Source organism: Streptomyces sp. NPDC087906 (genome assembly GCF_055584925.1).
The window spans coordinates 665,184-691,238 of record NZ_JBVJLC010000003.1 but is presented as its reverse complement, the minus strand read 5'-3'; the positions used below and the strand labels follow the sequence as shown (position 1 = coordinate 691,238).

The window sequence follows — 26,055 nt, the reverse complement described above, 5'->3', positions numbered from 1 at the left end:
CGCGGGAGATCTGGAAGGCGGCAGGCCATGGCGGAGACGGGCACACAGACCCCGCGCGAGCGCTATCGCACGCAGGTACGGGCGGAGATCAAGGAACGCGCGTGGGAGCAGATGGCCACGGCCGGGGCGTCGGCGCTCTCGCTCAACGCGATCGCCAAGGGGATGGGGATGAGCGGACCCGCGCTCTACCGGTACTTCGCCGGGCGTGACGAGCTGATGACCGAGCTGATCAGGGACTCGTACCGCACGCTCGCCGACGCCTTCGGCGCCGCCGCAGCGTCGGGTCCCGGTGTCGCCCCGGGCGGCGTGGCCGCGCTGGCACACGCCCTGCGCGACTGGGCGCTGGCCGACCCGCAGCGGTACTTCCTCGTCTACGGCACGCCCGTACCCGGCTATCACGCGCCGGCCGACATCACCGGGATCGCGGCCGAGATCATGGCGGCTCTGCTCGACGCCTACACGGCGTCGGCGGCGCCCACCGGCCCGGCCACCGCAGCGGCGACCACCTTCGACGCACACCTCGAAGACCACAGGCAGTGGGCCGAAGGCCACCCGGCCCCGGCCGCCGTGCTCCGCCGGGCCCTGGCCTTCTGGACCCGGCTGCACGGCGTGCTGTCCCTGGAACTCGCCGGGCACTTCGCCGGGATGACCTTCGACCCCGCGCTGCTCTTCGAGGCCGAGCTGGAGAGCCTGTCCTGACCGGAAGGCCCGTCCGGCGTCACACCGGGTTGACGAGCACCTTCAGCGCCTCGCGGTCGGCCATGGCCCGGTAGCCGTCCGGCACCTCGTCCATGGTCACCGTGCGGTCGAAGACCCTGCCGGGCTCGACCGTGCCGTCCAGCACGTCGGGCAGCAGCTCCTCGATGTAGGCGCGGGCCGGGGCCACACCGCCGGTGAGGGTGATGTTGCGCAGGAAGACGGGGAAGTCCATCGGGACGTCCCGGTACTGCGGGGCGCCGACGCGGCTGATCGTGCCGCCGGAGCGCACCACGCCCAGGGCGGTGTCGACGGCGGCCTTGAGGCCGACGCACTCCAGGACCGTGTGGGTGCCGTCACCACCGGTCAGCTCCCGGACCTTCTCGACGCCCTCGTCGCCGCGCTCCGCGACGACATCCGTTGCGCCGAAGTCCTGGCCGAGATCCGTACGGTCCTTGTGCCGGCCCATGAGGATGATCCGCTCGGCGCCCAGCCGCTTGGCCGCCAGCACCGCGGAGAGCCCCACGGCGCCGTCGCCGATGACCGTCACCGTCGTACGGGGTCCGACGCCCGCGGTCACCGCGCAGTGGTGACCGGTGGAGAACACGTCGGAGAGCGTCAGCAGCGACGGCAGCAGCGCGGAGTCCTCGCCGACGGGCAGCTTCACCAGCGTGCCCTGCGCCTGCGGCACCCGTACGGCTTCGCCCTGGCCGCCGTCGACGCCGTCGGACCCCCAGCCGCCGCCGTGCCGGCAGGACGTCTGGAGCCCTTCCTGGCAGAAGTCGCAGGTGTTGTCGGCCCAGACGAACGGCGCCACCACGACGTCGCCGCGCTTCAGCCCCGACACCTGCGCACCGGTCTCCTCCACCACGCCCAGGAATTCGTGGCCGATCCTGGCGCCCTTGTCCGAGGCGGGCTTGGAGCCGTACGGCCACAGGTCGCTGCCGCAGATACAGGAGCGCAGCACGCGCACCAGCGCGTCGGTGGGCTGCCGGATCTTGGGGTCGGGCACGTCCTCCACCCGTATGTCGCCCGCACCGTAGATAAGAGTCGCTCGCATGAATTGCCTTTCGTTACGCGGGCCGGCGCACTCGCCGGCACTCGCCTCCCCGTCACGGCGTACCCCCGTCACGATCAACGGTGGCACGGGGTGGGGGCCAGGGCAACTGCCCTGGCCCCCACCCCGGATCGCCGTGACGCGTCAGGCGCGGTGCTCGCCGTAGTAGCCGCCGACCTGGTCGTGATAGCCCGCGTCGCCGGTGTGCTTGTCCTTGTCGAACTCGGGCGCGTTCTTGATCTGGTCCTTGGTCCGGTCGACAAAGACCTTCTTGTCGTCGGTGTCGATTCGGCTGACGGTGCCCGCGGGCAGCAGGACGTGCTTGCCGAAGATCCATACGCCGGTGTCGACCACCAGGTAGGAGGAGCCCACCTCGTCGGAGTGCTTGTCGACCTTGCCGATGCTGCCGTCGGTCGCTTCGACCTTGAAGCCGGTCAGATCGGCGCCGGCGGAGTGGCCGGTCGTCGGCTGGTAACCCCAGATGTTGCTGCTCATAAGATGGCTCCTCATTTTTCTTCTGGGCCGCGAGTATTCGTGCGTTCGCGGCGCGGCGGGCATTTGCTGAGGAACCGCGTGCCCGGCGATTCGGCTCCCACACACCGGTCCCGCAGATCGCTTCCGGCCGACCGGAACCGCACCGAAAAGAATCAGACGTAGGCCGAACGAGTCGTTCTGTGCGCGCTTCCGCGTTGCGCAGTGGACTGGCGGGGCGTCAGAGCATTCAGTGACCGGGAGTCAGCCAGTATGACAATCGTTCTAACGCGAAAGAGGCCTCGTATGAGAATCCAAGTGCGTGCGGATCGCGGTGGCGCGCGGCTCGGGTCGGCCCTCGTCGCCGCGGTGGCCGTGGGCGGCGTGTCCCTGATGGGCGCCGTGCCCGCCTCGGCGGCGCCCGGTGACAGCGGTGTGATCCGGATCCACGCCGCGGGGGTGCCGGCGGCGAACACCAGCGACGCGCCGAAAGTTTGCTCCTTCAACCTCGCGGCGGTCAACTTCCAGACCGTACCGGCCGTCACCTACACGATCTCCCCGCTCCCCAAGGCCGCGGGCAAGCCGACGCTGACGGGCCAGCTCACACTGAAGCAGGGCAAGGGCGCGACTCCCGACACCGGGCTGCCCAACGGCACCTACCAGCTCAGTTGGACCTTCCCCGGCGGGGTGCCCAAGCAGAAGACGTTCAAGGTCGACTGCGGCGGGACCAGCGACGCGAAGCCGCAGGGCCCGGTGAGCGCGGGCGGCGGCGGCGTACCGCCGATCGGCGGCGACGGCGGACACTCCACGGCCGGACCGCTGCTGGCGGCGACCGCGCTGGGTACGGCCGCGCTGTTCGCGGTGCGGTGGGCCCGCCGGCGTATGCCCAGTGCGGCATAACGAGCGCCCTCGCCGTCGCCGTCGCCGGGGCCCCAGCCGCGCGTGCCGCCTGGCCATCACGCTCAGCGTGTGCTCGTTGCTGGTGACCGGAGTCGTGAAGGGGTGCGGCGGCGAGGAGCCCGCCGCCGCACCCCAGCTCGGCAAGGCGCGCGGCGCGGGCACGGCCCCCACCGCACAGGCCCGACCGGCGGTCAACCACGCTCCGTTGCCGCCGTCAGTGCCGAAGAAGGTGGCGGTGCCGGGCATCATGATCGAGGCCCCGGTCATGCGGCTGTCCCTCGCCGGGGACGGCCGGCTCGGCACACCGCCCATGAGCAAGCCGCGGTGGGTCGGCTGGTACGCGGCCGGCCCGTCCCCCGGCGAAAAGGGCACAGCCGTCGTCGTGGGGCACCGCGACACCAGGACGGGCCCCGCGATCTTCCTGAACCTCAACGCGCTGCACCCCGGCGACCTCGTCAAGGTGCGGCGGGCCGACCACCGTACGGCCGTCTTCACGGTCGACTCCGTGAAGACGTACACCCGGGGCGCCTTCCCGAACCGGCAGGTCTACGGCGACACGGGCCGCGCCGAACTCCGACTCCTCACCTGCGGAGGCCGGTTCGACCACAAGAAGGGCTACTCGGCGAACGTCGTGGTCTTCGCCCATCTCACCGGCGTCACCACCCCCTGACCGAGGTGCCCGGCCGGCCCGCGCACCTCGGTCCCTCAGCCACGGCCGCCTGAGCCAGGCCGCCGGGGCTGTCAGATGTCGGTCAGCCGGGGGATGACGGTCCTGCCGATCGTCTCGATGTATTCGACCGGGTCCGGGGTCCCCGGCATCACCTGGACGTGGTCGATGCCGAGCCGGGCGTACTGCTCCATCTCCGCGAGGAAGCCGTCGGGGTCGGCGAACGGGTCGCCGCCCAGGATGGTCTTCTCGATCTCGGCGATGTCGCGGCCCTCGCGCTCGCAGTGCTCGGCCAGCACCCGCAGCTTGTGGGCGACTTCGTCGGGGGTCGTGGCGAACAGGTTGCACGCGTCGCCGTACTTGGCGACCAGGCGCAGTGTCTTCTTCTCGCCGCTGCCGCCGATCAGGATCGGCGGGTGCGGCTGCTGCAGCGGGCGCGGGGAGCAGATGGTCTCGGCGAGCTGGTAGTGCTTCCCGTTGTACGGGCCTTCGTCGTCGCTCCACATCTGGCGGACGATCTGCAGCGTCTCCTCCAGCAGTTCGAAGCGCTCGGCGACCGGCGGGAACGTCACGCCGTACGCGCGGTGTTCGCGTTCGTACCAGGCCGCCCCGATGCCGAGCATCGCACGGCCCCCGGACAGGACGTCCAGGGTCGTCACGGTCTTCGCCAGCAGGGCGGGGTTGCGGTACGTCACACCCGTGACCAGCAGACCGAGCCGTACGCGGCTGGTGCGGGCCGCCAGGAAGCCGAGGGAGGTGTAGCCCTCCAGCATCGGGTCCTGGGCGGTGGCCAACTGCTCCATCTGGAGCCAGTGGTCCATCAGCGTGACCCAGGAACAGCCCGCCTCGTCGGCGCTCTCGGCGGCCTTGCCCAAGGTGGCGGCCAGGGCGGGGGCACCGCCCGGCAGGGTGTGGTTGGCGAAATGGATGCCCAGTTTCACGGCGATTCCTCTGTCCGTAGTCGTGACACCGGCCCGGTCCGGCGCGGCGTCGTTACCGAGAGCCTGGCACTTCCGATCAGCCGACGGGGAAGGGGACACGGGTCAGATCCTCGGAGATCGTCCACATCCGTGCCGCATCGGCCTCGTCGCGCGCCGGCCGGTAGACGTCCTGCTCCACGGGTGCGCCACCGAGGTGCTGGAAGCCGCCGGGCCCGTAGAAGGCGCCGCCGCGCGCCGCCGGGGCGGTCGCGGCGTACAGCGCGGGCAGCGGACCGTCCTCCAGCGGCTGGAAGAGCAGCCCGGCCCGGGTGAACGCGCGGATCAGCCTCAGCAGCGGGGCTTCCTTGGTCCGGCCCATGTGCGGCTGGGCGCCCAGCAGATTGCTGGGGGTGACGCCGGGGTGCGAGGCGATGCTGGTGATGCCCCAGCCGGCGGCCCGGCTGCGCCGGTCCAGCTCCAGCGCGAACATCAGCACCGCGATCTTGGACTGGCTGTAGGCGCGACTGCCGTTGTACGTGTCCTTCCAGGCCAGGTCGTCCCAGTTGATGCCGCCGCTGCGCGCGGCGACGCTCGTCTGGGAGGTCACCCGCGCCGAGCCCGCGCGCAGCAGCGGCAGCAGGTGGGCGGTGAGGGCGAAGTGGCCGAGGTGGTTGGTCCCGAACTGCAGCTCGAAGCCGTCCTCGGTCTCCTGACGGGCCGGCGGAGTCATCAAACCGGCGTTGTTCACCAGGATGTTGACGGGCCGGCCCTCGCCGACGAGCGTGGCGCCGAGCGCGGCGACGGAGTCCAGCGAGGCCAGGTCCAGTTCGCGGGTGGACACCTTCGCCGCGGGGTGGTCGGTCTTGATCCGCTCGACGGCCGCCGCGCCCTTGGCGGCGTTGCGCACCGGCAGGACGACATCGGCCCCGGCGGCGGCGAGCCGCCCGGCAAGTCCCAGCCCGATCCCGTCACTGCCGCCGGTCACCACGGCCAGCTTGCCGGACAGGTCGGGCACGGTGAGATCAAGCGTGGAACGGGACATCGGATGCTCCTTCATGATCGCCGCCGGAACAGCCCCTTTACCCGTATGTCCAAGGGAACTACCAGCCGCTCACGGACAACACTCGCGCGTCCGCGCAGACGGATGAAGGCACAACAGATCCAGGGACCGCCGATCCCCCCTTCGCGTATCTGACAGAGATCAGCCGCCACCCTCAGCCCCGGCCGGTGACGTCGGGTGCGGGACGGCGGCGGTGGCGGAAGGGGCGGCGGCGGGGGCGTACTGGGCGGCTTGGGCGGCGAACATCGCCGCGTATCGGCCCCGCGCCGCGACGAGTTCGTCGTGGCTGCCGTGCTCGGCCAGCCGTCCGCGGTGCAGGACGTAGATACGGTCGGCGTGGCGGACGCCGGACATGCGGTGGGTGACGAGGACGACGGCCCGGTGCGGCGCGGTGAGCCTGCGGATACGGTCGAACGCGGCGATCTCGGCCTCCGGGTCGAGGGCCGAGGTCGGTTCGTCCACGATGAGGACGCTGTCGGCCCGCGACGTCGAACTGCGCCAGTGGGTACGGGCCAGGCCCACCTTCTGCCACTCCCCGCCGGACAGTTCGCTGGCGCCGCGGAACATCCGGGCCAGCAGGCTCCGCAGCCCGTCGGGGAGTTTCGCGATGACCGGTCCCGCTCCCGCGTAGTCGACGGACGGCTGGAGGTCGGCGGGCCCCGCCGCGTGGGACGGCCGGCCGATGCGGATGTTCAACGCCGCTGTCACGGGCCAGCGTTGGAAGTCCTGGGTGAGCAGGGCGACCCGGTCGAAGACCTGGGAACGGTCCAGCGTCGCCACATCGGCTTCGCCCCACAACACACTCCCGCCCTGCGGCAGCAGCAGGCCCGACAGCACCTTCATCAGTGTGCTCTTGCCCGAGCCGTTCTCGCCGACCACGGCCGTGACCGAGCCCATCGGCAGGGTGAGTGACACCCCGTCCAGTGCGGGGGAGTCGCGGTCCGGGTAGCGGTACGTGACGTCGTCGAGGACAACTTCCTTCACCCGCAAGGGAACGGGAGCGCCGCCGCTCGGGATGGTGCGCCGCTCCGCCTCCGCCAGGAAGCGCGAGTGGTCGCGCACGTACAGCGATTCCTCGTGCAGTGTGTTGAGTTGCATCACCAACGCGCCCAGGCTGGCGGAGCCGGAGCGTACGGCGATCACGGCGGTGCCCGCGACGGCCAGGCCCATGTGCCCGCTGACGGTCAGCCAGAACATCGCGCCGTACGTCGCCGCCATGGCGAGACCGGACAGCGCGGCGGCCACCCACTCGGTGACCGCCTTGCTCGCCGCCAGCCGCTCCTGCTCGGCCTCCGCGCTCTCCGCCATCCGCTCGTAGCGGCTGAGCAGGAAGTGCCCGACGGCGTGGATGCGCACTTCCTGGGCCGCGGTGCGTTCGGTGAGCAGATTGCCGATGAGGCGGCTGGCCCGTACATGCTCGATCCAGCTCATGGCCGACACGTACCGCTCCTGCGCCACCCGCATCGCACCCCAGCCGCGCGGCGCCGCGATGAGGATCAGCATGGGCAGCAGGAGCGGATGCAGGATGGTCAGCACACCGGCCGTGGAGACCAGCGAGATGGTGCCGTTCAGCGCGGCCACACACGCGCCGATCATGCGGCTGGCGGACGCGGCGCCGTACTGCGCGACATCGATCAGCCGGCGGAACTGCGGGTCCTCGATGGCCTCCAGCTCCACCGACGCCGCCGCTGCCAGGTACTGCGTCGTGGCGATCCGCTCGACGAGCGGTTCCAGCCGGCCGGCCCGCGAGGTGGACCAGCCGGCCAGCCCCGAGTTGACGACGGCCGCGGCAGCGCCCGCGAGCACGCCGGGCAGCAGCGCGTGCACCCGCTCCGCCGGTGTGCCCGCACCGAGCAGCGCGTGCATGACGGCGTTGACCGCGAGCAGTCCGACGGCGGCCGCCACGCCCTGGCCGATCTCGCTCACGGCGACGGTGAGCAACGCCCGCCGGTCCGCCTGCCACGCGATCCGCAGGGTCGCCCCGACGAGCCTCGGCATCGAGCGGAGGGCGGAGAGCAGGGTCAGGTCGAGCGAGGCGTGCTCGTGCTGGGACCAGCCCATGTCGTACCGCAACGGCCCCCCGAACAGCTCCTGTTCGGCATCGGAGACCTGCGGCTCGGCCATCCGTACGCGTCCGAAGAGTCTTCTCACTGGCTGCCTCCCAGAGCGGTTCCGCCGGCGCCTGTCGGCGGTTCGCGCAGAGCCGTCGTCGCGAAAGCCGTCGCCGTGACAGCGCTACCCGGGGCGCGGGACGGGCAGTCCGGGGCCCGGATGCGGCGGACGGTCGCACGGGAGCACCGCGCGGCGCGCGGCGGTCCGCGGGGGAGAGCGGCCGGGTCGGATTTCCAGCGGACCGCCTCTTGACTTCCACGCGGGATGTGGGTGACTGTTGCCCCGTTAAGCAAACCGGTTTGCAAACGAGGAGTGCAGATGGCGGAGACGGGCGCTACGCCTGCGGCGGTCCCTGGGCAAACCGGTTTGGAGAACGACGGGTCAAAAGGACCCGCCACCATCTCGGACGTCGCCGCACGGGCCGGAGTGAGCAAGACGACCGTCTCGCACGTGCTGTCCGGCCGGCGCCCGGTCTCCGACGCCACCCGCCGCAAGGTGATGCGGGTGGTCGAGGAGATGGGGTTCCAGCAGAACTTCTTCGCGCTCGGCCTCTCGGGCCGCCGCAGCCAGACCATCGCCCTGGTCGTCCAGGACCTGACCAACCCGTTCTACCCCGCCCTCGCCCGCGGCCTCCAGCAAGCGGTGGGTGAGCGCGATTACGTCGTCCTGCTGGCCGACGTCGGAGCCGGCACCCCGCCCATCGAGGCCTTCCTCAACGAGGCCGTGCAGCGCCGGGTGGACGGGGTGGTCGTCGCCGCGGTCGACGTACCCGACCGGATGCTGGAACCGCTGCTCGCCTCGGGCGCCCGGGTGGTGACCGTCGGCTCGCCCCGGCACGGCACATCGACCGACGTGGTGTCGTCCGACGACGAGCGGATCGCCGCCGACGCCGTCAGCTACCTGCACGGGCAGGGCCACCGGACCCTGGGCATCATCTCGGGACCGAGCAGGGTCGCCCCCGGTTCCGCGCGCCTCGGCGGCTACCGGCAGGCCCTGCGCGACCACGGCCTGCGGCCCCTGCGCGCCGCCGAGGCGGAGGGGGACTGGACGCGGGAGTCCGGGGCCAAGGCGATGAGCCGGCTCATGGACCTGGAGCGGCGGCCCACCGCCGTGTTCTGCGCCAACGACCTCATGGCGATCGGCGCGCTCGACGCGGCCCGCTCGCTCGGACTCGCCGTCCCCGCCGATGTCGCCGTCCTCGGGGTGGACGACATCGACGCGGCCAGTCTCGTCAGCCCTTCCCTGACCACGGTGCGGGTCCCCGCCCAGGAGATCGGGCGGGTGGCGGGAGAGCTGCTGCTCGGCCGCATAGACGACCCCTCGGGAACGCCACGCCGCGTCCTGGTCCAGCACCACCTCGTACATCGCGAATCTGCCTGAGGAGCCCACCGCTCGTGCACGACGTACTTGACCCACGCGATCTCGTCCCCGACGAAGCCGAACAGCTTCTGTCGTCGGGCCACGCGGCCGGCGAACTGCTGGCGGCGGCCCGCCGGGCCGCCGCCGCCGACGACCTCGCCGCACTCGCCTCCGTGGCGACCGCGCTCGCCGCCCTGCCGCGCTCCACCGCCTGGGACTTCGACGAACCGTCCGACGCCGAGGAGATATGGGCGGCCCTCACCCCGCCGGCACCGGTAAGGACCGTCGACACCGCCCAGCTCCCCGGCCGGCTGGCCGGTGCCTGGCTGGGGCGGTGCGTGGGCAACACGATGGGCAAGCCCGTCGAGGGCCTGACGCGCGAGGAGGTCGGGATCTATCTGCGGGCCGTCGGCCAGTGGCCGCAGACCGGCTTCGTCCCGCTGCTGGACACCCTGCCCGCCGGCGTCAGCCACCTGCACGAATCGGCTCCCTACGCGGCGGCAGGCCGCTTCGACGCCGTCCCGAGGGACGACGACCTGGACTGGACGATCCTCGGCCTGCACCTGCTGGAGACGTACGGGCGCGGCCTGACCACCGAGGACATCGGCCGCGAGTGGCTCGACCGCATCCCCTTCACCCAGACGTTCACGGCGGAGCGCGCCGCGTACCGCAACCTCATCCGGGGCCTGCGCGCACCCCGCACCGCCACCCACGACAACCCGTACCGCGAGTGGATCGGCGCGCTGATCCGCACCGACGTCTACGGCTACGTACAGCCCGGCGACCCGCGTGCCGCGGCGAGGATGGCACTGACCGACGCGGTCCTCTCGCACACCGCCAACGGCATCTACGGTGCGATGTGGTCGGCGGCCCTCAACGCCGAGGCGCTGGTGTGCACCGAGCCGATCGACGCCCTGCGGGCCGCGCTCACCGTCGTCCCACCGCGCTCGCGGCTGTACACCAGCCAGGCCGAGCTGCTGCGCATGGCCGAGCGCGGCGCCGCCGGCGAGACGGTGCAGCGCTGGATCGACACCGAACTCGGTCATTACAACTGGGTGCACACTGTCAACAACGCCGCCATCATCGCCGCCGCTCTGCTGTGGGGTGAGGGCGACTTCGTACGCAGCATCGCCCTCGCCGTCGGCGCGGGCCGTGACACCGACTCGACGGCCGCCACGGTCGGCAGTGTGTTCGGTGCCCTGCACGGTGCGGACGCCGTCCCCGGCCGGCTGGTGGAACCGACCGGGGGAGTGGTCCGCAGCGCCGTGCGCGGCTTCGACCGGATCACCGTCACCGAACTCGCCGCACGGACGGAAGCCGTTCGTCTCACCTTCGAACAGGATGTGCCCGCATGACCACCGCACGCAGGATCGTGATCGACACCGACCCCGGTCTCGGCGAACCCGGCTCCGACATCGACGACGGCCTCGCCATCGCGCTGGCCCTGCGCTCGCCCGAGCTGACCGTCGAGGCACTGACCGTCGTCAACGGCAACGTCGACGTCGACACGGGAGTCGATGTCGCCCGGCGGCTCACCCAGCGGCTCGGCCACCCCGGCCTCCCCGTACTGCGCGGCGCCGACCGTCCGCTGCTGCGCGACATGGCACCGCTGCGCGCCCTGTTCGACGACGTCGTCGGGGACCGGCCCGCCGTCCCCACGGCGGCGGCCGACCGGCTCGGACCGACCAGTGACGCCACCGCCGCCGCGTATCTCGTGGAGCTGGCGGCAGCGCATCCGGGCGAGATCACGGTGGTCGCCATCGGCCCCATGACCAATCTCGCGCTGGCCCTGCGCCTCGACCCCGGATTCGCCCGGAACGTCGCGGAGATCGTCATGATGGCGGGCTCCGCCACCGGCTACGCCCAGAACATCACCGTCGTCGGCGACTTCAACGCCTACGTCGACCCCGAGGCACTCGCGATGGTCCTCGCCAGCGGCGCCGAGCTGCGCATGGTGGGCATCGACCAGACCTCGCGGGTACGGCTCACCCGCGACGACGCGGCCGTACTGTCCAGCGGCGACTCCTTCGGCCGCTGGGCCGGGGAGTGCGCGCTGGCCTGGATCGACTTCCTGGCCAGGGCCTTCCCGCTGCGCGAGGAGCACAGGGACGCGTGCTTCCTGCACGACCCCCTCGTCGTGGCGGCCGTCGCCGACCCGACCCTGTGCACGTGGGCCGACGCCCACGTCGCCACCGACACCACCAGTGAACTCGCCCGGGGCCTGGTCGTGGCCGACCGCGGACTCGCCCTCGCCCCGCCCCCCGGACCCCCCAACGCCTCGGTCGCCGTCGACACCGACGTGCCTGGCTTCGGCCGCCTCTTCCTCGATCGCCTCACCGGTACGTCCGCCGGCGATTGACCCGTCATCCCATGACCGTCAGAGAGGACCGTCATGAAGCTTCCCACCCTTCCCCGCCCCGCCAGGGCCGGCACCCAACTCGCCGTCGGCGCTGTCGCCGCGGCCCTGCTCGTCGCCGGCTGCGGATCCGGGTCCGACTCGTCCGGCGGCAGCCAGAAGCCCGCGGGCCTCACCGCCGCCGACAGCCTCAAGGACCCGGCGAAGCCGGTCACCGTCAACTACGCCGGCGCCGCGTACTCGGCCGACGACATCAAGCCGGTGCTCGCCGCCTTCCACCAGGAGCACCCGAACATCACCGTCAACTACCAGGCGGTCCCGTTCGACCAGTTCAACAGCGTCCTCAGCACCCGGCTGAGCCGCCGGGACGCGACGCTCGACCTGTACGACGTCGACATGCCCCGCACCGACGCCTACCAGGCGCGCGGCTGGCTCACCGACCTGTCGTCGGCGTTCCCCGACATGGCGGGCAAGGTCGACAAGGCGTCCCTGCAGGCGGCGACCAGCGGCGGAAAGCTCGTCGCCATGCCCTTCCAGACGTCGAGCCAGCTCCTCTTCTACAACAAGACGCTGCTCAAGAAGGCCGGCATCCCCTTCCCCTCGGCCAAGCCCGCCGACCGGCTGACCTGGGAGGCGGTGACCGCTGACGCCAAGAAGACCCAGCAGGCCGGCGCCAAGTGGGGCCTGCTCTTCGACCAGGTCAACCGCTACTACCAGTTGCAGCCCCTGGCCGAGAGCCTGGGCGGCGGCTCGGGCGCCGGCGGGGACAAGAACCTCACCCCCAAGCTGGAGACGGCGGGCTGGGAAAAGGCGATGACCTGGTACGGCTCCCTGTACAAGGACAAGGTCTCGCCGCGCGGCGTACCCGTCGCGCAGACCCCGGAGCTGTTCGCCTCGGGCCAGGTGGCCTTCTTCCCCGGCGGCCCCTGGTGGGGACCGCAGTTCGCGTCCAACGCCAAGCTGGACTTCGGCGTCACCGCCTACCCGTACTTCCAGGGCGGCAAGGCGGCCACGCCCACCGGCGGCTGGTCGCTCGGGCTGAATCCCGCGAGCAAGAAGGCGGTCGCCTCCGAGATCTTCATGAAGTTCATGGCGCTCGACAAGGGCGGGTTCGCCCAGTACATGCCGAGCCTCACCGTGCCGCCGTCCAACACCGCCGGCACGGCGACCTTCTACGACGAGAAGGTCTTCAAGGACCCCCGCATGGCGGGCGCCGTCGACCTGACCAAGTACGAACTGGCCAACACGGCCACCCTGCGCGCCAGGACCGCCGGTTACGTCGAGTTCGAGGACACCCTGTCCAAGACCTTCGACGACATCAGCAACGGCGCCTCGGCGAGCAGCGCCCTGTCCGCCGCCACCAGCACGATCAACCAGGCGTGGGCCAAGTACCGCTAGGGCCTCCCGTTCGGACCCTGCCGGGCTCCTGATCCGGCCTGATCCGAACGTAAGACCGTAGCCCACGCGAACCGACCGGCCGGGGCGAGCCGAAAGCGCCCCGGCCGGCGGGAGGGACTCCCGCAATGACACTCACCACGCACCCCCCGGAAGCCGGCGAGACCGCTCCCGCGCCACGCAGGAAAGGCACCCTGCACCGGCGCAGGCTCGTGGGCAATCTCAGCGCCGCCGCCATCTTCCTGACGCCCGCTCTCGCGCTCATCATCGTGCTGCGGCTGATCCCGGTCATCCAGGCCGTCAACGACGCCACGCACACCAGTCTCCCCGGCAGCACACTGCCGCCGAGCTTCGTGGGCCTGGACAACTTCACGGCGCTGTTCTCGTCCCACGCCTTCTGGTCGTCCGTCCAGCAGACCTTGATCTTCAACGTCATCGTCAACCCGCTGCAGATCGTGCTGGCGCTCGCCCTCGCCGTGCTCCTCACCCAGAACCTGCCGGCCACCGGCATCTGGCGCACCCTGATCTTCCTGCCCGCCGCCGTGCCGATGACCGGCTCCGCCGTGGTGTGGGGGATCGCGCTGCGCCCGGACGGGCCGGTCAACGCGGCGCTCACCGGGGTCGGCATCCACCAGCAGCCCTTCCTCACCGGACAGGGCCAGGTGGTGGCGAGCCTCATCCTCATCGCGAGCTGGATCGGCGTCGGCTACTGGATGATCTTCCTCATCGCGGGTCTCAACGACATCCCGGCCGTCTACTACGAAGCCGCGGCCATCGACGGAGCGGGCCCGCTCCGCCGCTTCTGGTCGGTGACGCTCCCACTGCTCCGCAGGCCGCTGCTGTTCGTCCTCGTCGCCGACACCGTCTCGAACTTCGTCCTGTTCGCGCCCATGCAGATCCTGACCGACGGGGGGCCGCAAGGAAAGTCGAACTTCCTGATGTACGACATCTTCCACAACAGCTTCGAGCTGGCCGACCCGCACACCGCAGCGGCGGAACTGCTCGTGCTGCTCGCCCTGATGATCGTCATCGTCGCGGTCCAGTTCCGGCTGCTGCGCAGCGCCGAGGAGAGCTGATCATGAACCGCACTTCGCTCCCGACCCCTGCCAGGCCCGCAGCTTCTGCGTCCGGCCGTGCGGATCACACCGGCCGTACGGGCCGCACGGGCGGTACGGGCCACACCGGCCGTAGGGGCCGTACGGGCCGGGTCGTGCTGGCCGTTGTCGCCGTCGTCGTGGGCCTCGCCTTCCTGCTGCCGGTCCTCTGGCTCATCGCCAGTACGTTCCGCAGCGCCACCGAGACCTTCGCCAACAGCTCCTCCCTCACTTGGCACATGCTGTGGCCCGAGCACTGGACGTTCCACAACATCCGCTCGGCGGTCGACAACGGCTTCCTGCGGAACCTCTCCAACAGTGTGATCGTGGCCGGCGTCACCGTCGTCCTCGGCATTGTGATCTCCGCGATGGCGGCCTTCGCCCTGGCGGTCGTCGACTTCCCCGGCCGCAAGTTCGTCTTCGGCATGGTCGTGCTGAGCTTTCTCGTCCCCTTCGAGGCCATCGCCATCCCGCTGGCGCACACCTTCAGCGACTGGGACTTGACCAACAGCATTCCCGCGCTCGTCCTGCCCGGACTGGGCAACGGTCTCGCCATCTTCACCCTCCGCCAGTTCTTCCTGGGGATCCCTTCGGAGCTGGCCGAAGCGGCGCGGGTGGACGGCGCCGGGTGGCCCCGGATCTTCCTCAAGATCTATCTGCCGCTGACCCGGCCCGCCCTCATCGGCACCGGTCTGATCCTCTTCCTCTTCCAGTGGCAGGCCTATCTGTGGCCCATCCTCGTCACCACCAGCGACGGCAAGGACCTCGCGCCCGTCGCCATCGCCAAGACCTTCAACGCGTTCAGCACCGACTACGGGCGGGTCTTCGCCGAGACAGCCGTGCTGGCGGTCATTCCCGCCGTGATCCTGCTCGGTCTGCAGCGCTACTTCGTCGCATCGGTCGCCACCACCGGGAGCAAGAATTGAGCCGCGTAGCCGTGGTCGGATCCGCCAACCTCGACCTCGTCGCCCGTACGCCCCGCCGCCCCGGCGCGGGTGAGACGGTCCTGGGCACCGGCTACCGCCGGCACCCGGGCGGAAAGGGCCTCAACCAGGCCGCAGCCGCCGCGACCGTCACACCGACGGCGTTCGTCGGCTGCCGCGGATCCGACGACGCGGGCCGGTTGCTGGAGGACGAGCTCGTACGGCGGCGGGTCGACACCTCCGAGTTCGCCGTACGGGGAGAGTCCAGCGGCCTCGCCCTGATCACCGTGACGCCCGACGGCGAGAACAGCATCACCGTGCTCCCCGAGGCGAACAATCTGCTGCTGCCCGACGACGTCACCCGCGCACTCGACGCGCTCGCGCCCCGGCTCGTCCTCACCCAGTTGGAGATCCCGTTGGCGACGACCGAGGCCGCGGCGCGCTGGTCGGTCGCGCACGGCGCCCGGCTGATGGTCAACGCCAGCCCCAGCGCCCCGCTGCCCGAGCATGTCCTGGCCGCCGCCGATCCCCTCATCGTCAACGTCTCCGAAGCACACCATCTGACGGCCGCCGACACACCGGCGGAAGCGGCGGCCCTCCTCGCGCAGCGGTGTGTCTCCGTCGTCGTCACCCTCGGCTCCGACGGCGCACTCGTCGCGGAGAACGGGCGGACGACCCACCTGCCCGCACCGGCGCTGACACCGGTCGACACCACGGGAGCGGGCGATGTGTTCGCCGGTGTCACGGCGGGCCACCTCGTCAACGGCAGCAGCCTGGTCGAAGCCGCCGAGCTGGCGACGCAGGCAGCGGCCGAAGCCATCCGGACACCGCGCGCCGGCCGATGATCCGCTCGCGCGGCCCGGTCGGCCGACTCGACGGCGGCCTGCTCAGCCGGCGCGTCAGGCGTCAGACCTCTCGCGCGATGCAGATACGGGCGTCCAGCCGGGCGCCGGCCTCGTAGAACATGAAGCGGGTGCCGTTCTCCGAGCCGAAACTCGGGGCGGCGGCCCGGCCGTTGTCCGAGGCGATCGGGGTGTAGAAGACGCCGAGGTGGGTCTCCTTGTCGAAGTTCAGGCCGACATCGGTGAGATGCATCTTGCCGTCGCTGCCGTGGTAGGCGACGTACATCGTGTTGTTGCGCCCCACCAGCGACGGTCCCGAGATGTCGGTGCAGCCGTCCGGCTCCGGGTTGACCAGCGGCGTCGTGTTCCACTGCCACTGGTCCCAGCCGTTCGGAGACCAGCCGTAGAAGATCCGGCGCTTGCCGCTCACCACGCCCATGAAGACCATCACGTAGCGGTTGTCGCGGCCCGGGATCCGGTACTCGAAGACCCGCGCGTACGAGGTCTCCGTCGTGCCGGGGATCAGCCGGGTGCTGAGGATCGGCGTCGGGTCGGTGAAGGTGACACCGTCGGTCGAGCGCGCGACGCGGGTCGTGAAGTTCTCGCCGTGGAAGTAGCAGAAGAACTGCCGGGTGGGCGCGTCCCAGATGACATGCGGCGAGGAGACGTGACTGACCGTCGGCGGCAGGTTGTTGTCGATCAGTGGGTTCGCGCCGTACTCGGTGAAGGGACCGTTGAGCGTGTCCGAGAACGCGACACTGATGCCGCCCGGAGCCTCGTGCGGCGCGTAGTAGAAATAGTACTTGGCCCGCGGGGAGGCGATCGTACCGGCCGTCCCGCGGATGCACGGGAAGATGAACTCACCGGTGGGGTTGTACCGCAACGGCATACGCAAGGCGTCCCGCAGATACCGGTACTCAGGCATCCCACCGGGCAGGGCAGCCGCCTGCGCGGCCCGGGGGACAAGTGCGGCGGAGCTTGCGGCGATCACGCCGCCGAGCAGCGCTCTTCTTCTCATGTCGATGTCCACTTCCACGGAATTTTTCAGGGGAGACTTCCGCTGGCGTCGACATCATGGACTGCTAATACGAATTAGTGAAGAGTCTTCGTGGCGGCGGCCTGGACGGCCCGGCCCCCGCCCCCGCACCGCCCCGCAGAAGCCCCCCACATGCCGCCGCACCCCGCCCTGACCCGCTTCTCAGCGGGTCGGACGGGGTGCGGCGGGGGTTGGTCCGTCAGATGTCGCGGAAGATCTCGATCTGCGCGCCCACCGAGTTGAGGCGTTCCGCCAGGTCCTCGTAGCCGCGGTTGATGACGTACACGTTGCGCAGTACCGATGTGCCCTCCGCCGCCATCATGGCGAGCAGGACCACCACGGCCGGGCGCAGGGCCGGCGGGCACATCATTTCGGCGGCGCGCCAGCGGGTCGGGCCTTCGACCAGGACCCGGTGCGGGTCGAGGAGTTGGAGCCGGCCGCCCAGCCGGTTGAGGTCCGTCAGGTAGATGGCGCGGTTGTCGTAGACCCAGTCGTGGATGAGGGTCTTGCCCTGCGCCACGGCCGCGATCGCGGCGAAGAACGGCACGTTGTCGATGTTCAGGCCGGGGAACGGCATGGGGTGGATCTTGTCGATCGGCGCCTCCAGCTTGGAGGGCCGCACGGTCAGGTCCACCAGCCGGGTACGGCCGTTGTCCGCCGCGTACTCGCTGGTCAGGTCGTGGTCGAGGCCCATCTCCTCCAGTACGGCCAGCTCGATCTCCAGGAACTCGATCGGGACCCGGCGGATGGTCAGCCGCGACTCGGTGACCACGGCCGCCGCGATCAGGCTCATCGCCTCGACCGGGTCCTCGGAGGGGGAGTAGTCCACGTCCGCGTCGATGGACGGTACGCCGTGCACGGTCAGCGTCGTGGTGCCGATGCCGTCGACCCGTACGCCCAGCGCTTCGAGGAAGAAGCACAGGTCCTGGACCATGTAGTTGGACGAGGCGTTGCGGATGACGGTCGCGCCGTCGTGGCGGGCGGCCGCCAGGAGCGCGTTCTCGGTGACCGTGTCGCCGCGCTCGGTCAGGACGATGGGGCGGCTGGGCGAGACCGAGTGGTCCACCTGCGCGTGGTACATGCCCTCGGTCGCCGCGATGTCCAGGCCGAACCGGCGCAGGGCGATCATGTGCGGCTCGATGGTACGGGTGCCGAGGTCGCAGCCGCCGGCGTAGGGCAGCCGGAAGTTGTCCATCCGGTGCAGCAGCGGGCCGAGGAACATGATGATGGAGCGGGTACGGCGGGCGGCGTCCTCGTCGATGGCCGCCATGTCCAGCTCGGCCGGCGGCACGATTTCGAGGTCGACCCCGTCGTTGATCCAACGGGTGCGCACGCCGATGGAGTTGAGGACTTCGAGGAGCCGGAAGACCTCCTCGATCCGGGCGACGCGGCGCAGTACCGTACGCCCCTTGTTGAGCAGGGAGCCGCAGAGCAGCGCCACACAGGCGTTCTTGCTCGTCTTGACGTCGATGGCGCCGGAGAGCCGGCGTCCGCCGACCACGCGCAGATGCATCGGCCCGGCGTAGCCGAGCGAGACGATCTCGCTGTCGAGTGCCTCGCCGATCCTGGCGATCATCTCAAGGCTGATGTTCTGATTGCCGCGCTCAATGCGATTCACGGCGCTCTGGCTGGTGGCCAGCGCCTCGGCGAGCTGTGTCTGTGTCCAGCCCCGGTGCTGTCGGGCGTCACGGATGAGCTTGCCGATGCGTACGAGGTAGTCGTCTGCCATGGCGAAAGGCTATCTCACGTGTGAGATAAGCGCCGCGCGAGGGGTGTTTGTCGGGTGAGGACAACCCGTACGGCCCCACAGTCCGATGATCGGTCTGTAGGGCCGTATGGACAATCCATATACCGCCGTTCGGGTTACTGTCCGGCCCCGAGCCGCCGGACAGGTCCTAGCCGCGGCGCTTCGTCGTCGTCTTGCGCCAGCCGAAGGGGCCCGGCAGGTCCTGGGACGTCGTCTGCCGCCCTGTCGAACTTGACGTGTGCCGCGGCCCGTGCTTACCGCCGCCTGTCGTGATGGACCAGGAGTGGCGGTTGATGTTGAGCCGCACCCCCGGCAGGATCCGGAAACTCTTGCGGAATGTGATCGGCATCTGCGCCTCCTCTGTCAGGGGTACGGATATCCCGTCAACGCGGATACATGTCCGGCGGGTTGGCTGAAATTTTGAACAGTTGCGGACAGGGGTCCTGACGGCTAGCCGCCCTTCTGCTGCGGTCGGCCGTCGGCCGCCGACACCTCGACGAACACCGCCCTGCCCTCGGCGGTGAGCCGCAGTACCGGCACCGCCTTGTCGCGCGGATTGCCGTTGTTCTGGAAGGACAGAAAACCGCTCGCACCGGCCACCTGCTGGCCGCCGTCCATCTGGTGGAACATCCGGGCCACCGCGTCCCCCACGACGTCGCCCTGCGCGCTGGCCGCCATCTGGATGCCGGTCGCCGCTGTCAGCACGGCGTCGTGGGCCATGATGGCCTGACCGTCGTCGCGGCTGTCGTTGGGGAACCACCGGTCCAGCTCGGCGCCTTCGGCGAAGAATTTGGCCGAGGGGGCGGAGACCGCGTCCGGGTACTTCTTGTACATGTCGGGGTGGGCGAGCCCGGTGTACAGCACGTTGATCTTCGTGGCCGCCGCGTCGGCGAGCTTGTCCGCCGTCAGATTGCTGGTGTCGTCACCGGCGATGACGGTGAACTGCTCCGACTGGCAGTTCCGGTTGGCCAGCGAGTCGAGGAAGCTCGTGAGATGGATCCCGCGTCCGGCGAAGTAGATCACCTGCGGTTTCTGGGCGCACAACTCCACCGACATGAAGCGCAGTTCGGTCTGCCAGGCGCTGCGTACGGAGGAGTCGAACGTCTTTGTCTCCGCCACCAGCCGATGGCCGGCCTTGTCGGGGAAGGCCCGGCTGAACGCGGGTCCCAGGGTCCCGGCGTACAGGTTTCCCTTCGCCGCGTCCTGCACGACGACCGCCGTCTTGAACTTGTTCCGCTTGAGATAGCCGGCCGCCGCGTACGCCTCGTCCACGTTGGTCGGCGACACCCGGACGTAGTTGTGGATGTTCTGGATGTCCGTGGCGGTCATCGTGGAGCCGACCATCGCGATGCCCTTCTTGGACAGCTCCTTGATGGCGGCGAGGTTCGCGTCCGTGCTGGGCCCGAGACCGGTGACGGCGACGAGCCTGCCCTGCTTGTCGTCGGCGCGCTCGGTCAGTTCACCGACCGTGTGCCGCCAATGGGCCGATCTGCTGCCGGTGTTGGCGAGCAGCAGCCGGATCTTCGGCTTCCCGCCGAGATCGCCCTCGTTGTAGCGGTACTGCGCGAGATAGGCGCCCTCCAGCTCGTGCCGCACCGACTCGGACGAGTTGCTGTCGTCGTCCTTGAGGGTGAAGGAGGTCATGTAGGCGACGCTCACATAACTGTCCTCGCCCTTCACGACCTTGGCGTTCTCCTGCCGGATCTTCTTCTCGACCGGGGCGAGATGACCGGCGAAGGTGTACGAGCCGTCGGTCACCCCCACGCACTCGTCGTCGTCGCCCATCTTCACCACACCGGCGCCGCACCGCGCCTGCGACTCCTGGAGCCAGGAGACCAGGAACCAGCCGCCCGTCGCGAGTACGGCGGCTGCCACCACCCCGAACACGATCCGCCGGACGACGTGCAGCGGCCACTCGACTCTGACCATCACCGGCTCATGCCTCCCCGGACGTTGTCTGCGGATGACGCCAACTGCGGTACCGCTCGGCCTCGTTGAACAGCGGCACAATGTCGTAGCTGCGGAGCCTGGAGAGCTGCGCGAACCCGTCGGCGATCATGTTGCCGAGCCGCATCCCCGGGTCGCCGAGCGGATCGCTCCAGACCCAGCGGGCGGCGACGAGGCTGCGGATCACCGACTGCGGGCCGCCGTCGTGGACCGTCCCCGGCCGGTCGCGGCTCAGCCCGGCCAGCACCTCCAGCGGGCCGCCCGCCGACGGCAGCCGGTTGGGCGCCGCGGTGACCGCGCCGAACTCGCTGATCCACTGCGCGGCCGGTACGTCGAGGAAGCGCCGTTTCAACTGCTCGGCGACCTCGTCGACCCGTCCCGTGGCCAGTTGGTGGTACATCTCCTGCACGGGCCGGCCCTCGGCCCGGTAGTGCTCGGCGAGCAGTTCGTGCGCCATGTCCCAGTCGTCGGGGCGCCGGGCCAACTGCCAGAGCAGCAGCCTGCGCAGCCACGGATGCAGCATCGGTACGAGCGTGCCGGGCCCGGCCAGCAGCCAGCGCGAGCGCATCTCGCCGAACAGGGCGTCGCCCTGTCCCAGCACCTGCGCGCCCACGGAAAGGTCGCGCGCCGCAGCGACTTCGGCGAGCATGGCGCGCTCGATCGTGTCCAGCCCGTGCAGCAGATGGTCGGTCGCGGTGTCGGCCAGCGACCTCGTCACCTCGCCTGCGAGCAGCGGCCGGTCCGGCAGGGTGCGCAGCCAGCGCTCCTGCTCGGAACCGCTCTCCGCGGGAACATCGCTCGACTGCCGCAGTACGTCGAGTACTTGCTGCACCGCGCGCGGCAGACCACCGGTCAGCCGGTGCACGAAGGGGGTGAGCCGGGTGTACGGCGCGTGGTCGGGGTTGCCGCCGAGCTGGAGCTCGATCCGGATGCGCACCTCGTCGAGGCTGAGGTCGCGCAGCCGCAGCGGGTACCACCAGGTGTCCTCGCTGTCCCTGGTCGGCCGGTAGTCGTTCCAGTCGGTGAGCGAGGCGTGGTCGGGGCCGCGGAGCTGCCAGGGCCAGGAGTCGCCGGTTGCGGGACCCCAGCGGGGCAGCCAGCGGTTGGAACTCGCCACGACGGTCAGCGGATCGCAGTCGGTGCCCGCCACCACCGCGTCGTCGTGCCGGGCCCGCAGCAGCAGGTCGAGGAAGCGGCGTCCGTACGGTGCGTGCGACTCGTCCAGCAGCACCAGATACGAGCGGGGCATGAAGGAGCGCGCGGCGTTGCGGCGCAGATCCTCCAGGAACGCGGAGAACAGCACCCGGTCCAGCCGCTCCTGTTCCTGCGCGTCGCCCTCGTGGCGCCACAGGTTCAGCTCGACCAGGGCCTCCCAGCGGTCGCCGCTGCGGATCAGCGGGTGCGCGCCGAACCACTGCGCGCCGGCGGTCAGCCGGCTTCCCAGCGCCCGGCCGGGCAGCCGGTTGCGGCCGCGCCGCAGCGCGTCGGACGCGACGGCGAGCGCGATGGCGGACGCTCCCTCGGGCACTCCGACGGCGCCCATCCCGACCTCGAAGAAGGCCGCCAGATAGTCACCGTGCCGGGCTTCGTTGGCCTCCTGGAACCGGTCGAGCTGCCGCTGCACCGCGCGCCGCCCCTCGGCCAGGCTGCGGATGTGCAACTCCTGGTCGGACGCGAGGAGTCCCAGGCTCAGCAGGGGGAATCTGGACCGGCCGAACCGGGGCAGTTTCCGCTCCAACTGGCGGGCCAGCAGGGCCAGCGCGTAGCGCGGCAGCAGTGACTGGGCGCCGCCGAAGTCGACGTAGGCGAAGGGGTGTTCAGGTCCGAAGCGCTCCATGAGCGCGCCGTGCGCCTCGCTCGCGCCGCTGCCGCGCGGACCGAGCAGCATCGTGAGGGGGCGGTCGGCCCCCGGAGGTAACCGCAGACACTCGTCGACGAGCGACACGATGCCGCTGCGACCGCGCAGCCCTATACCGGCCCCGGGCTCCACCACGCCCTTCCCCCCTTCGACAACGGCCGGTCCGGCCTGTTGTGACCACCCACCGTAGGCGGCCGCCCCCTGTTACGTCACCCCGCTCAGGACACCGGTAGCGGGGTGGTCGGTTCCCCGGCGCGGCGCCAAAGCTTGTGCGATACAACAGATTTGAATTGGTCTAGTCCAAGTCATTGACGTGTCCCTGGCGGTGCTCAATTCTGAAGGCTCCCTCCCACTCCTTCAGGAGACCTGCACATGAAGCGTCTTCGTGCTCTCCTCTGCGGCGCGGCGACCGCCGCGCTCGCCACGGCCGGCCTCGCCGCCCTCGCGACCGGCCAGGCGGCCGGAGCGACCGCGTCCGCCGACGCGGCAGCGCTCAGCAACCGCTGGTACGCCGCAGCGCCCTATCTGATGCCTCTCGACAACGACCCGCCCAACGCCGGCGCCATCATGGACGCGACCGGACTGAAGGCGTTCCAACTCGCGTTCATCCTCGCCCCCAACGGCGGCGGCTGCAGCCCGACCTGGGGCGGTACCGCGCCCGTCGCCAACGACACGGCGGTCGGCGGGGTCATCAACTCCATCCGGGCCAAGGGCGGTGACGTGTCCGTCTCCATCGGCGGCTACGGCGGTACCAAACTCGGCCAGGCATGCGCCAGTTCGGAAGCCACGGCCGCCGCGTACCAGCAGGTCGTGACCAAGTACCAGCTCAAGGCCATCGACTTCGACCTCGAAGAGCCGGAGTACGAGAACACGGCGGCCGTCGCGCACGAGATCGGCGCCGCCAAGATCCTCCAGCAGAACAACCCCGGCCTCTACGTCTCGGTCACCACGGCCGGCACGGCGGCGGGCACCGGCTGGTTCGGCACCCAGATGCTGAACGAGGCCAAGGCGCAGGGCTTCACACCGAACAACTTCTCCATCATGCCGTTCGACGGCGGGTTCAACGGCGCGGCCTCGCAGACCTCCGCGCTGACGAACTTCAACGCGATCCTCCGCTCCACCTTCGGCTGGAGCGAGGCCACGGCCTACGCCCACGAGGGCTTCTCCGGAATGAACGGCCGCAGCGACACCGGCGAGTACTTCAGCCAGGCCGACTTCCAGACGGTCCTCGACTTCGCGACCGGCCACGGCATGGACCGGTTCACCTTCTGGTCGCTCAACCGCGACCGGCAGTGCACACCGGCCGACAACAACGGCGCGACGTCCGGCACGTGCAGCAGTGTGCCGCAGGCCGCCTGGGACTTCGCGAAGTACTCGGTGAAGTTCGCGGGGGCGACGCCGCCCACCAACCCGCCGACGAATCCGCCCACCGACCCGCCGACCAACCCGCCGGGCACCTGCACCACGACCCCGTGGAGCGCCACCACCGTCTACACGGGCGGCGAGGAGGTCTCGTACGGCGGCCACAAGTGGAAGGCGCAGTGGTGGACGCAGAACGAGAAGCCGGGTTCGACCGGCGAGTGGGGCGCCTGGAAGGACGAGGGCACCTGCTGATCTGACCGCCCTGCTGACCTGACCGCCCTGCTGAACTGACCGACCCGGATGCCCCGGGAGCCGGCGCGCGCCCCACGGCCCGCAGGCTCCTGGGGCATCCGCGCGTCACGGGGGGCTCAGGCGCGCGAGCGGCGGTGGGCCGCGACCCGTTCGCGCGTCGCGCAGCGGCGGGAGCAGTAGCGGCGCGGCGGGCCGCTGCCCTGCGTGAGGAAGACGTTGCGGCAGCCGGCCGACGCGCAGAGGCCGCCGGGCGGGCGCTGGTGGTCCCAGATCAGGACAGTCAGGGCCAGGCAGGAGGAAGCGAGGAACCACTCGCCCCAGGGCGCGTCGTCGTCGCCGTCGAGATGGGGGTGCCAGGGCGAGAGACCGTCGTGCGCGGTGAGCCGGACGGTGCCGGCGGTGCGCCGGAGAAGGCGGTTCAGCCGGGTCGCCGCGACGTCGACCTGGTCCGTGGTGAAGACCTCGCGCAGCAGCATGGCGGCGTCGCGCATCGCGGCGACATCGGTCGTGGACAGTGCGAAGGGGCCGCTCTCGCCGTGCTCGCGCAGCACCTCGGCGATCGTGTCGGCCGCCGGGTCCTCGCAGGCCAGGGCGTTGACAAGGGCGGCGGTCCGGTCGGCGACCGCCCGCACCGAATGCCGGGTCGACCAGTCGTCGTCTCTGAGGGGCACCCGACGAATGTAACGCATCTTGTGAAGTTTTGAGTTACCTCCGTAACGTGACACGAATGGGAAAGCGTTACGCGCTGTGGCGGTACGTCGCCGGGGCTGCCGCCGCCCGCACCGGGGACGAGATGTCGGGTCCGGCCCTGCTGCTGGCGGGACTCGCGGTCACCGGATCGGCGTCCGCCGCGTCGTCGCTCCTGGCGGGCCTCATGATCTCGGCGGCGGTCGGCGGCCCCGTCTTCGGCGCGGTGCTCGACAGGTCGCCCAGGCCGGGCCGCCTGCTGGCCTGGGCCCTCGCCGGTTACGCCGCGATGCTCCTGCTCGTCCTCGCCGCCCTGGGCCGCGGCCCCGTCGCCGGTACGGTCCTGATCGCCGTAGCCGCCGGACTGCTGGGACCTGCCCTGTCCGGCGGGTGGACCTCGCAACTGCCCGGCGTGGTGGGCCGGGAGAGCCTGCCGCGCGCCAACGCGCTCGACGCGATGACCTTCAACCTCGCGAGCCTGGCGGGCCCGGCGCTGGCGGGGGCCGTCGCCGGCCTGGCCGGGGCGTCCGCCGGTGTGGTCATGGCCGTCGCGCTGATCTGCCTCGCACTGCCCTCGGCACTCGCCCTGCCCCGGCCCCCGGGACCGACCCGAGAACGGCCGACCACGTCGGTCGCCACCGACCTCGCCGCAGGACTGCGGGCCATCACCCGTAACCGGCCACTGATCCGGGCGACAACGACGTCGGTGGTCTCCAGCGCGGGCCAGGGCATGGTGATCGCCTGCACCCCGCTGATCGGACAGCAGAGCCTCGGCTCGGCCGATCGCGGAGCGCTCCTCCTCTCCGCCACCGCCGCCTCGGCACTCGCCGCCAACGCGCTACTCGCGCGCCACCCGCGCCTGCTGCGCCCGGACACCGTCATCTGGTGCAGCACGCTCGTCCTCGCCGCGGCTTTCCTCCTCACCGCGACCGGCCGGCCGGCCCTGCTCGTCACCGCGATGCTGATCGCGGGCATCGGCGAGGGCCCGCAGCTCACAGCCCTCTTCGCGGTCCGCCACCGCGAAGCCCCCGGCCGGCTGCGCGGCCAGGTCTTCACCACCGGCGCGAGCCTGAAGATCACCGGCTTCGCCGTAGGCGCGGCCACGGCGGGCCCCCTGGCAGCCCGTTCCCTCCCCGCCGCACTCCTCACCGCCGCCGGAGTCCAGCTCCTCGCCGCCCTGTGCGCAGCCTGGTACGCCCCGACCCGCCGCCGCGGCCGGGCCCGGACTCTTCGCCGTGCGTGAGGCCGGGCAATCAGGGAGGTCGGAGCATGACCGCGCGGCGGTCATGTACTACAGTTATCTCGACATCGAGA

The 26,055-nt window shown here is 70.8% G+C and carries 23 protein-coding genes; 12 read left to right on the top strand and 11 right to left on the bottom strand.

Annotated elements, in window-relative coordinates:
- Positions 1-27 precede the first annotated feature (27 nt).
- The gene (locus tag ACZ63I_RS12500) at positions 28-699 is read left to right on the top strand and encodes a TetR/AcrR family transcriptional regulator (RefSeq protein WP_469337985.1); all 672 of its coding nucleotides are present in this window, start codon (positions 28-30) and stop codon (positions 697-699) included.
- Between the two features lie 19 nt (positions 700-718).
- Here the strand turns inward: ACZ63I_RS12500 and ACZ63I_RS12495 are convergent, their stop codons facing one another.
- Positions 719-1,756, bottom strand: coding sequence for a zinc-dependent alcohol dehydrogenase family protein (locus ACZ63I_RS12495; protein WP_469337984.1), 1,038 nt, complete (start codon positions 1,754-1,756; stop codon positions 719-721).
- A gap of 141 nt (positions 1,757-1,897) precedes the next feature.
- Positions 1,898-2,248: a PRC-barrel domain-containing protein gene (locus ACZ63I_RS12490; RefSeq protein WP_469337983.1), complete on the bottom strand. Its 351-nt coding sequence runs from the start codon at positions 2,246-2,248 to the stop codon at positions 1,898-1,900.
- A gap of 282 nt (positions 2,249-2,530) precedes the next feature.
- Between ACZ63I_RS12490 and ACZ63I_RS12485 the strand changes: the two genes are divergently transcribed.
- Both ACZ63I_RS12485 and ACZ63I_RS12480 read left to right on the top strand, forming a co-directional pair.
- Positions 2,531-3,124 carry a hypothetical protein gene (locus tag ACZ63I_RS12485; RefSeq protein ID WP_469337981.1) on the top strand — a complete coding sequence of 198 codons (594 nt, stop codon included), beginning with the start codon at positions 2,531-2,533 and terminating at the stop codon, positions 3,122-3,124.
- 67 nt (positions 3,125-3,191) lie between these two features.
- Positions 3,192-3,794, top strand: coding sequence for a class F sortase (locus tag ACZ63I_RS12480; protein WP_469337980.1), 603 nt, complete (start codon positions 3,192-3,194; stop codon positions 3,792-3,794).
- A gap of 71 nt (positions 3,795-3,865) precedes the next feature.
- Here ACZ63I_RS12480 and ACZ63I_RS12475 read toward each other — a convergent pair whose 3' ends face one another.
- The 3 genes from ACZ63I_RS12475 to ACZ63I_RS12465 form a co-directional block, all read right to left on the bottom strand.
- Complete coding sequence (locus tag ACZ63I_RS12475) at positions 3,866-4,732, bottom strand: LLM class F420-dependent oxidoreductase (protein ID WP_469337979.1); 867 nt, start codon at positions 4,730-4,732, stop codon at positions 3,866-3,868.
- 76 nt (positions 4,733-4,808) lie between these two features.
- Entirely contained in the window at positions 4,809-5,753 is a 945-nt protein-coding gene (locus ACZ63I_RS12470) for an SDR family oxidoreductase (protein ID WP_469337978.1), read from the bottom strand.
- A gap of 159 nt (positions 5,754-5,912) precedes the next feature.
- Positions 5,913-7,895 carry an ATP-binding cassette domain-containing protein gene (locus tag ACZ63I_RS12465; RefSeq protein ID WP_469338365.1) on the bottom strand — a complete coding sequence of 661 codons (1,983 nt, stop codon included), beginning with the start codon at positions 7,893-7,895 and terminating at the stop codon, positions 5,913-5,915.
- A gap of 252 nt (positions 7,896-8,147) precedes the next feature.
- On the opposite strand from ACZ63I_RS12465, the gene ACZ63I_RS12460 reads away from it, so the two are divergent.
- The 7 genes from ACZ63I_RS12460 (at position 8,148) to ACZ63I_RS12430 (ending at position 15,855) form a co-directional block, all read left to right on the top strand.
- Positions 8,148-9,263 carry a LacI family DNA-binding transcriptional regulator gene (locus ACZ63I_RS12460; protein WP_469337976.1) on the top strand — a complete coding sequence of 372 codons (1,116 nt, stop codon included), beginning with the start codon at positions 8,148-8,150 and terminating at the stop codon, positions 9,261-9,263.
- 14 nt (positions 9,264-9,277) lie between these two features.
- Positions 9,278-10,597 (top strand): ADP-ribosylglycohydrolase family protein, encoded by a 1,320-nt coding sequence (locus ACZ63I_RS12455; RefSeq protein WP_469337974.1) that lies wholly within the window; start codon positions 9,278-9,280, stop codon positions 10,595-10,597.
- Positions 10,594-11,601 (top strand): nucleoside hydrolase, encoded by a 1,008-nt coding sequence (locus ACZ63I_RS12450; protein ID WP_469337972.1) that lies wholly within the window; start codon positions 10,594-10,596, stop codon positions 11,599-11,601. Before ACZ63I_RS12455 ends, ACZ63I_RS12450 begins: the two co-directional genes overlap by 4 nt.
- Before the next feature lie 33 nt (positions 11,602-11,634).
- The gene (locus tag ACZ63I_RS12445) at positions 11,635-12,996 is read left to right on the top strand and encodes an ABC transporter substrate-binding protein (RefSeq protein WP_469337970.1); all 1,362 of its coding nucleotides are present in this window, start codon (positions 11,635-11,637) and stop codon (positions 12,994-12,996) included.
- A gap of 125 nt (positions 12,997-13,121) precedes the next feature.
- Entirely contained in the window at positions 13,122-14,069 is a 948-nt protein-coding gene (locus ACZ63I_RS12440; protein ID WP_469337968.1) for a carbohydrate ABC transporter permease, read from the top strand.
- A 2-nt stretch (positions 14,070-14,071) separates the two neighbouring features.
- The gene (locus ACZ63I_RS12435; RefSeq protein ID WP_469337967.1) at positions 14,072-15,013 is read left to right on the top strand and encodes a carbohydrate ABC transporter permease; all 942 of its coding nucleotides are present in this window, start codon (positions 14,072-14,074) and stop codon (positions 15,011-15,013) included.
- On the top strand, positions 15,010-15,855 hold the full coding sequence (locus ACZ63I_RS12430) for a ribokinase (protein ID WP_469337966.1): 846 nt from the start codon (positions 15,010-15,012) through the stop codon (positions 15,853-15,855). The genes ACZ63I_RS12435 and ACZ63I_RS12430 overlap by 4 nt, the downstream gene beginning before the upstream one ends.
- A 61-nt stretch (positions 15,856-15,916) precedes the next feature.
- Here ACZ63I_RS12430 and ACZ63I_RS12425 read toward each other — a convergent pair whose 3' ends face one another.
- From ACZ63I_RS12425 to ACZ63I_RS12405, 5 genes are all read right to left on the bottom strand, one after another.
- The gene (locus tag ACZ63I_RS12425; protein ID WP_469337964.1) at positions 15,917-16,870 is read right to left on the bottom strand and encodes a glycoside hydrolase family protein; all 954 of its coding nucleotides are present in this window, start codon (positions 16,868-16,870) and stop codon (positions 15,917-15,919) included.
- Between the two features lie 217 nt (positions 16,871-17,087).
- Positions 17,088-18,617 carry a helix-turn-helix domain-containing protein gene (locus ACZ63I_RS12420; protein WP_041991981.1) on the bottom strand — a complete coding sequence of 510 codons (1,530 nt, stop codon included), beginning with the start codon at positions 18,615-18,617 and terminating at the stop codon, positions 17,088-17,090.
- Positions 18,618-18,783: 166 nt separating this feature from the next.
- Positions 18,784-18,984 carry a DUF4236 domain-containing protein gene (locus ACZ63I_RS12415; protein WP_041991983.1) on the bottom strand — a complete coding sequence of 67 codons (201 nt, stop codon included), beginning with the start codon at positions 18,982-18,984 and terminating at the stop codon, positions 18,784-18,786.
- Positions 18,985-19,085: 101 nt separating this feature from the next.
- Entirely contained in the window at positions 19,086-20,564 is a 1,479-nt protein-coding gene (locus tag ACZ63I_RS12410; RefSeq protein ID WP_469337962.1) for a type 1 periplasmic-binding domain-containing protein, read from the bottom strand.
- A 7-nt stretch (positions 20,565-20,571) separates the two neighbouring features.
- Entirely contained in the window at positions 20,572-22,575 is a 2,004-nt protein-coding gene (locus ACZ63I_RS12405; RefSeq protein ID WP_469337961.1) for a hypothetical protein, read from the bottom strand.
- A gap of 237 nt (positions 22,576-22,812) precedes the next feature.
- Between ACZ63I_RS12405 and ACZ63I_RS12400 the strand changes: the two genes are divergently transcribed.
- Complete coding sequence (locus tag ACZ63I_RS12400) at positions 22,813-24,054, top strand: carbohydrate-binding protein (RefSeq protein WP_469337959.1); 1,242 nt, start codon at positions 22,813-22,815, stop codon at positions 24,052-24,054.
- Positions 24,055-24,170: 116 nt separating this feature from the next.
- Here ACZ63I_RS12400 and ACZ63I_RS12395 read toward each other — a convergent pair whose 3' ends face one another.
- Positions 24,171-24,743 carry a CGNR zinc finger domain-containing protein gene (locus ACZ63I_RS12395; protein WP_469337958.1) on the bottom strand — a complete coding sequence of 191 codons (573 nt, stop codon included), beginning with the start codon at positions 24,741-24,743 and terminating at the stop codon, positions 24,171-24,173.
- Positions 24,744-24,781: 38 nt separating this feature from the next.
- On the opposite strand from ACZ63I_RS12395, the gene ACZ63I_RS12390 reads away from it, so the two are divergent.
- Positions 24,782-25,984 carry an MFS transporter gene (locus tag ACZ63I_RS12390; protein WP_469337956.1) on the top strand — a complete coding sequence of 401 codons (1,203 nt, stop codon included), beginning with the start codon at positions 24,782-24,784 and terminating at the stop codon, positions 25,982-25,984.
- Positions 25,985-26,055: the final 71 nt, after the last annotated feature.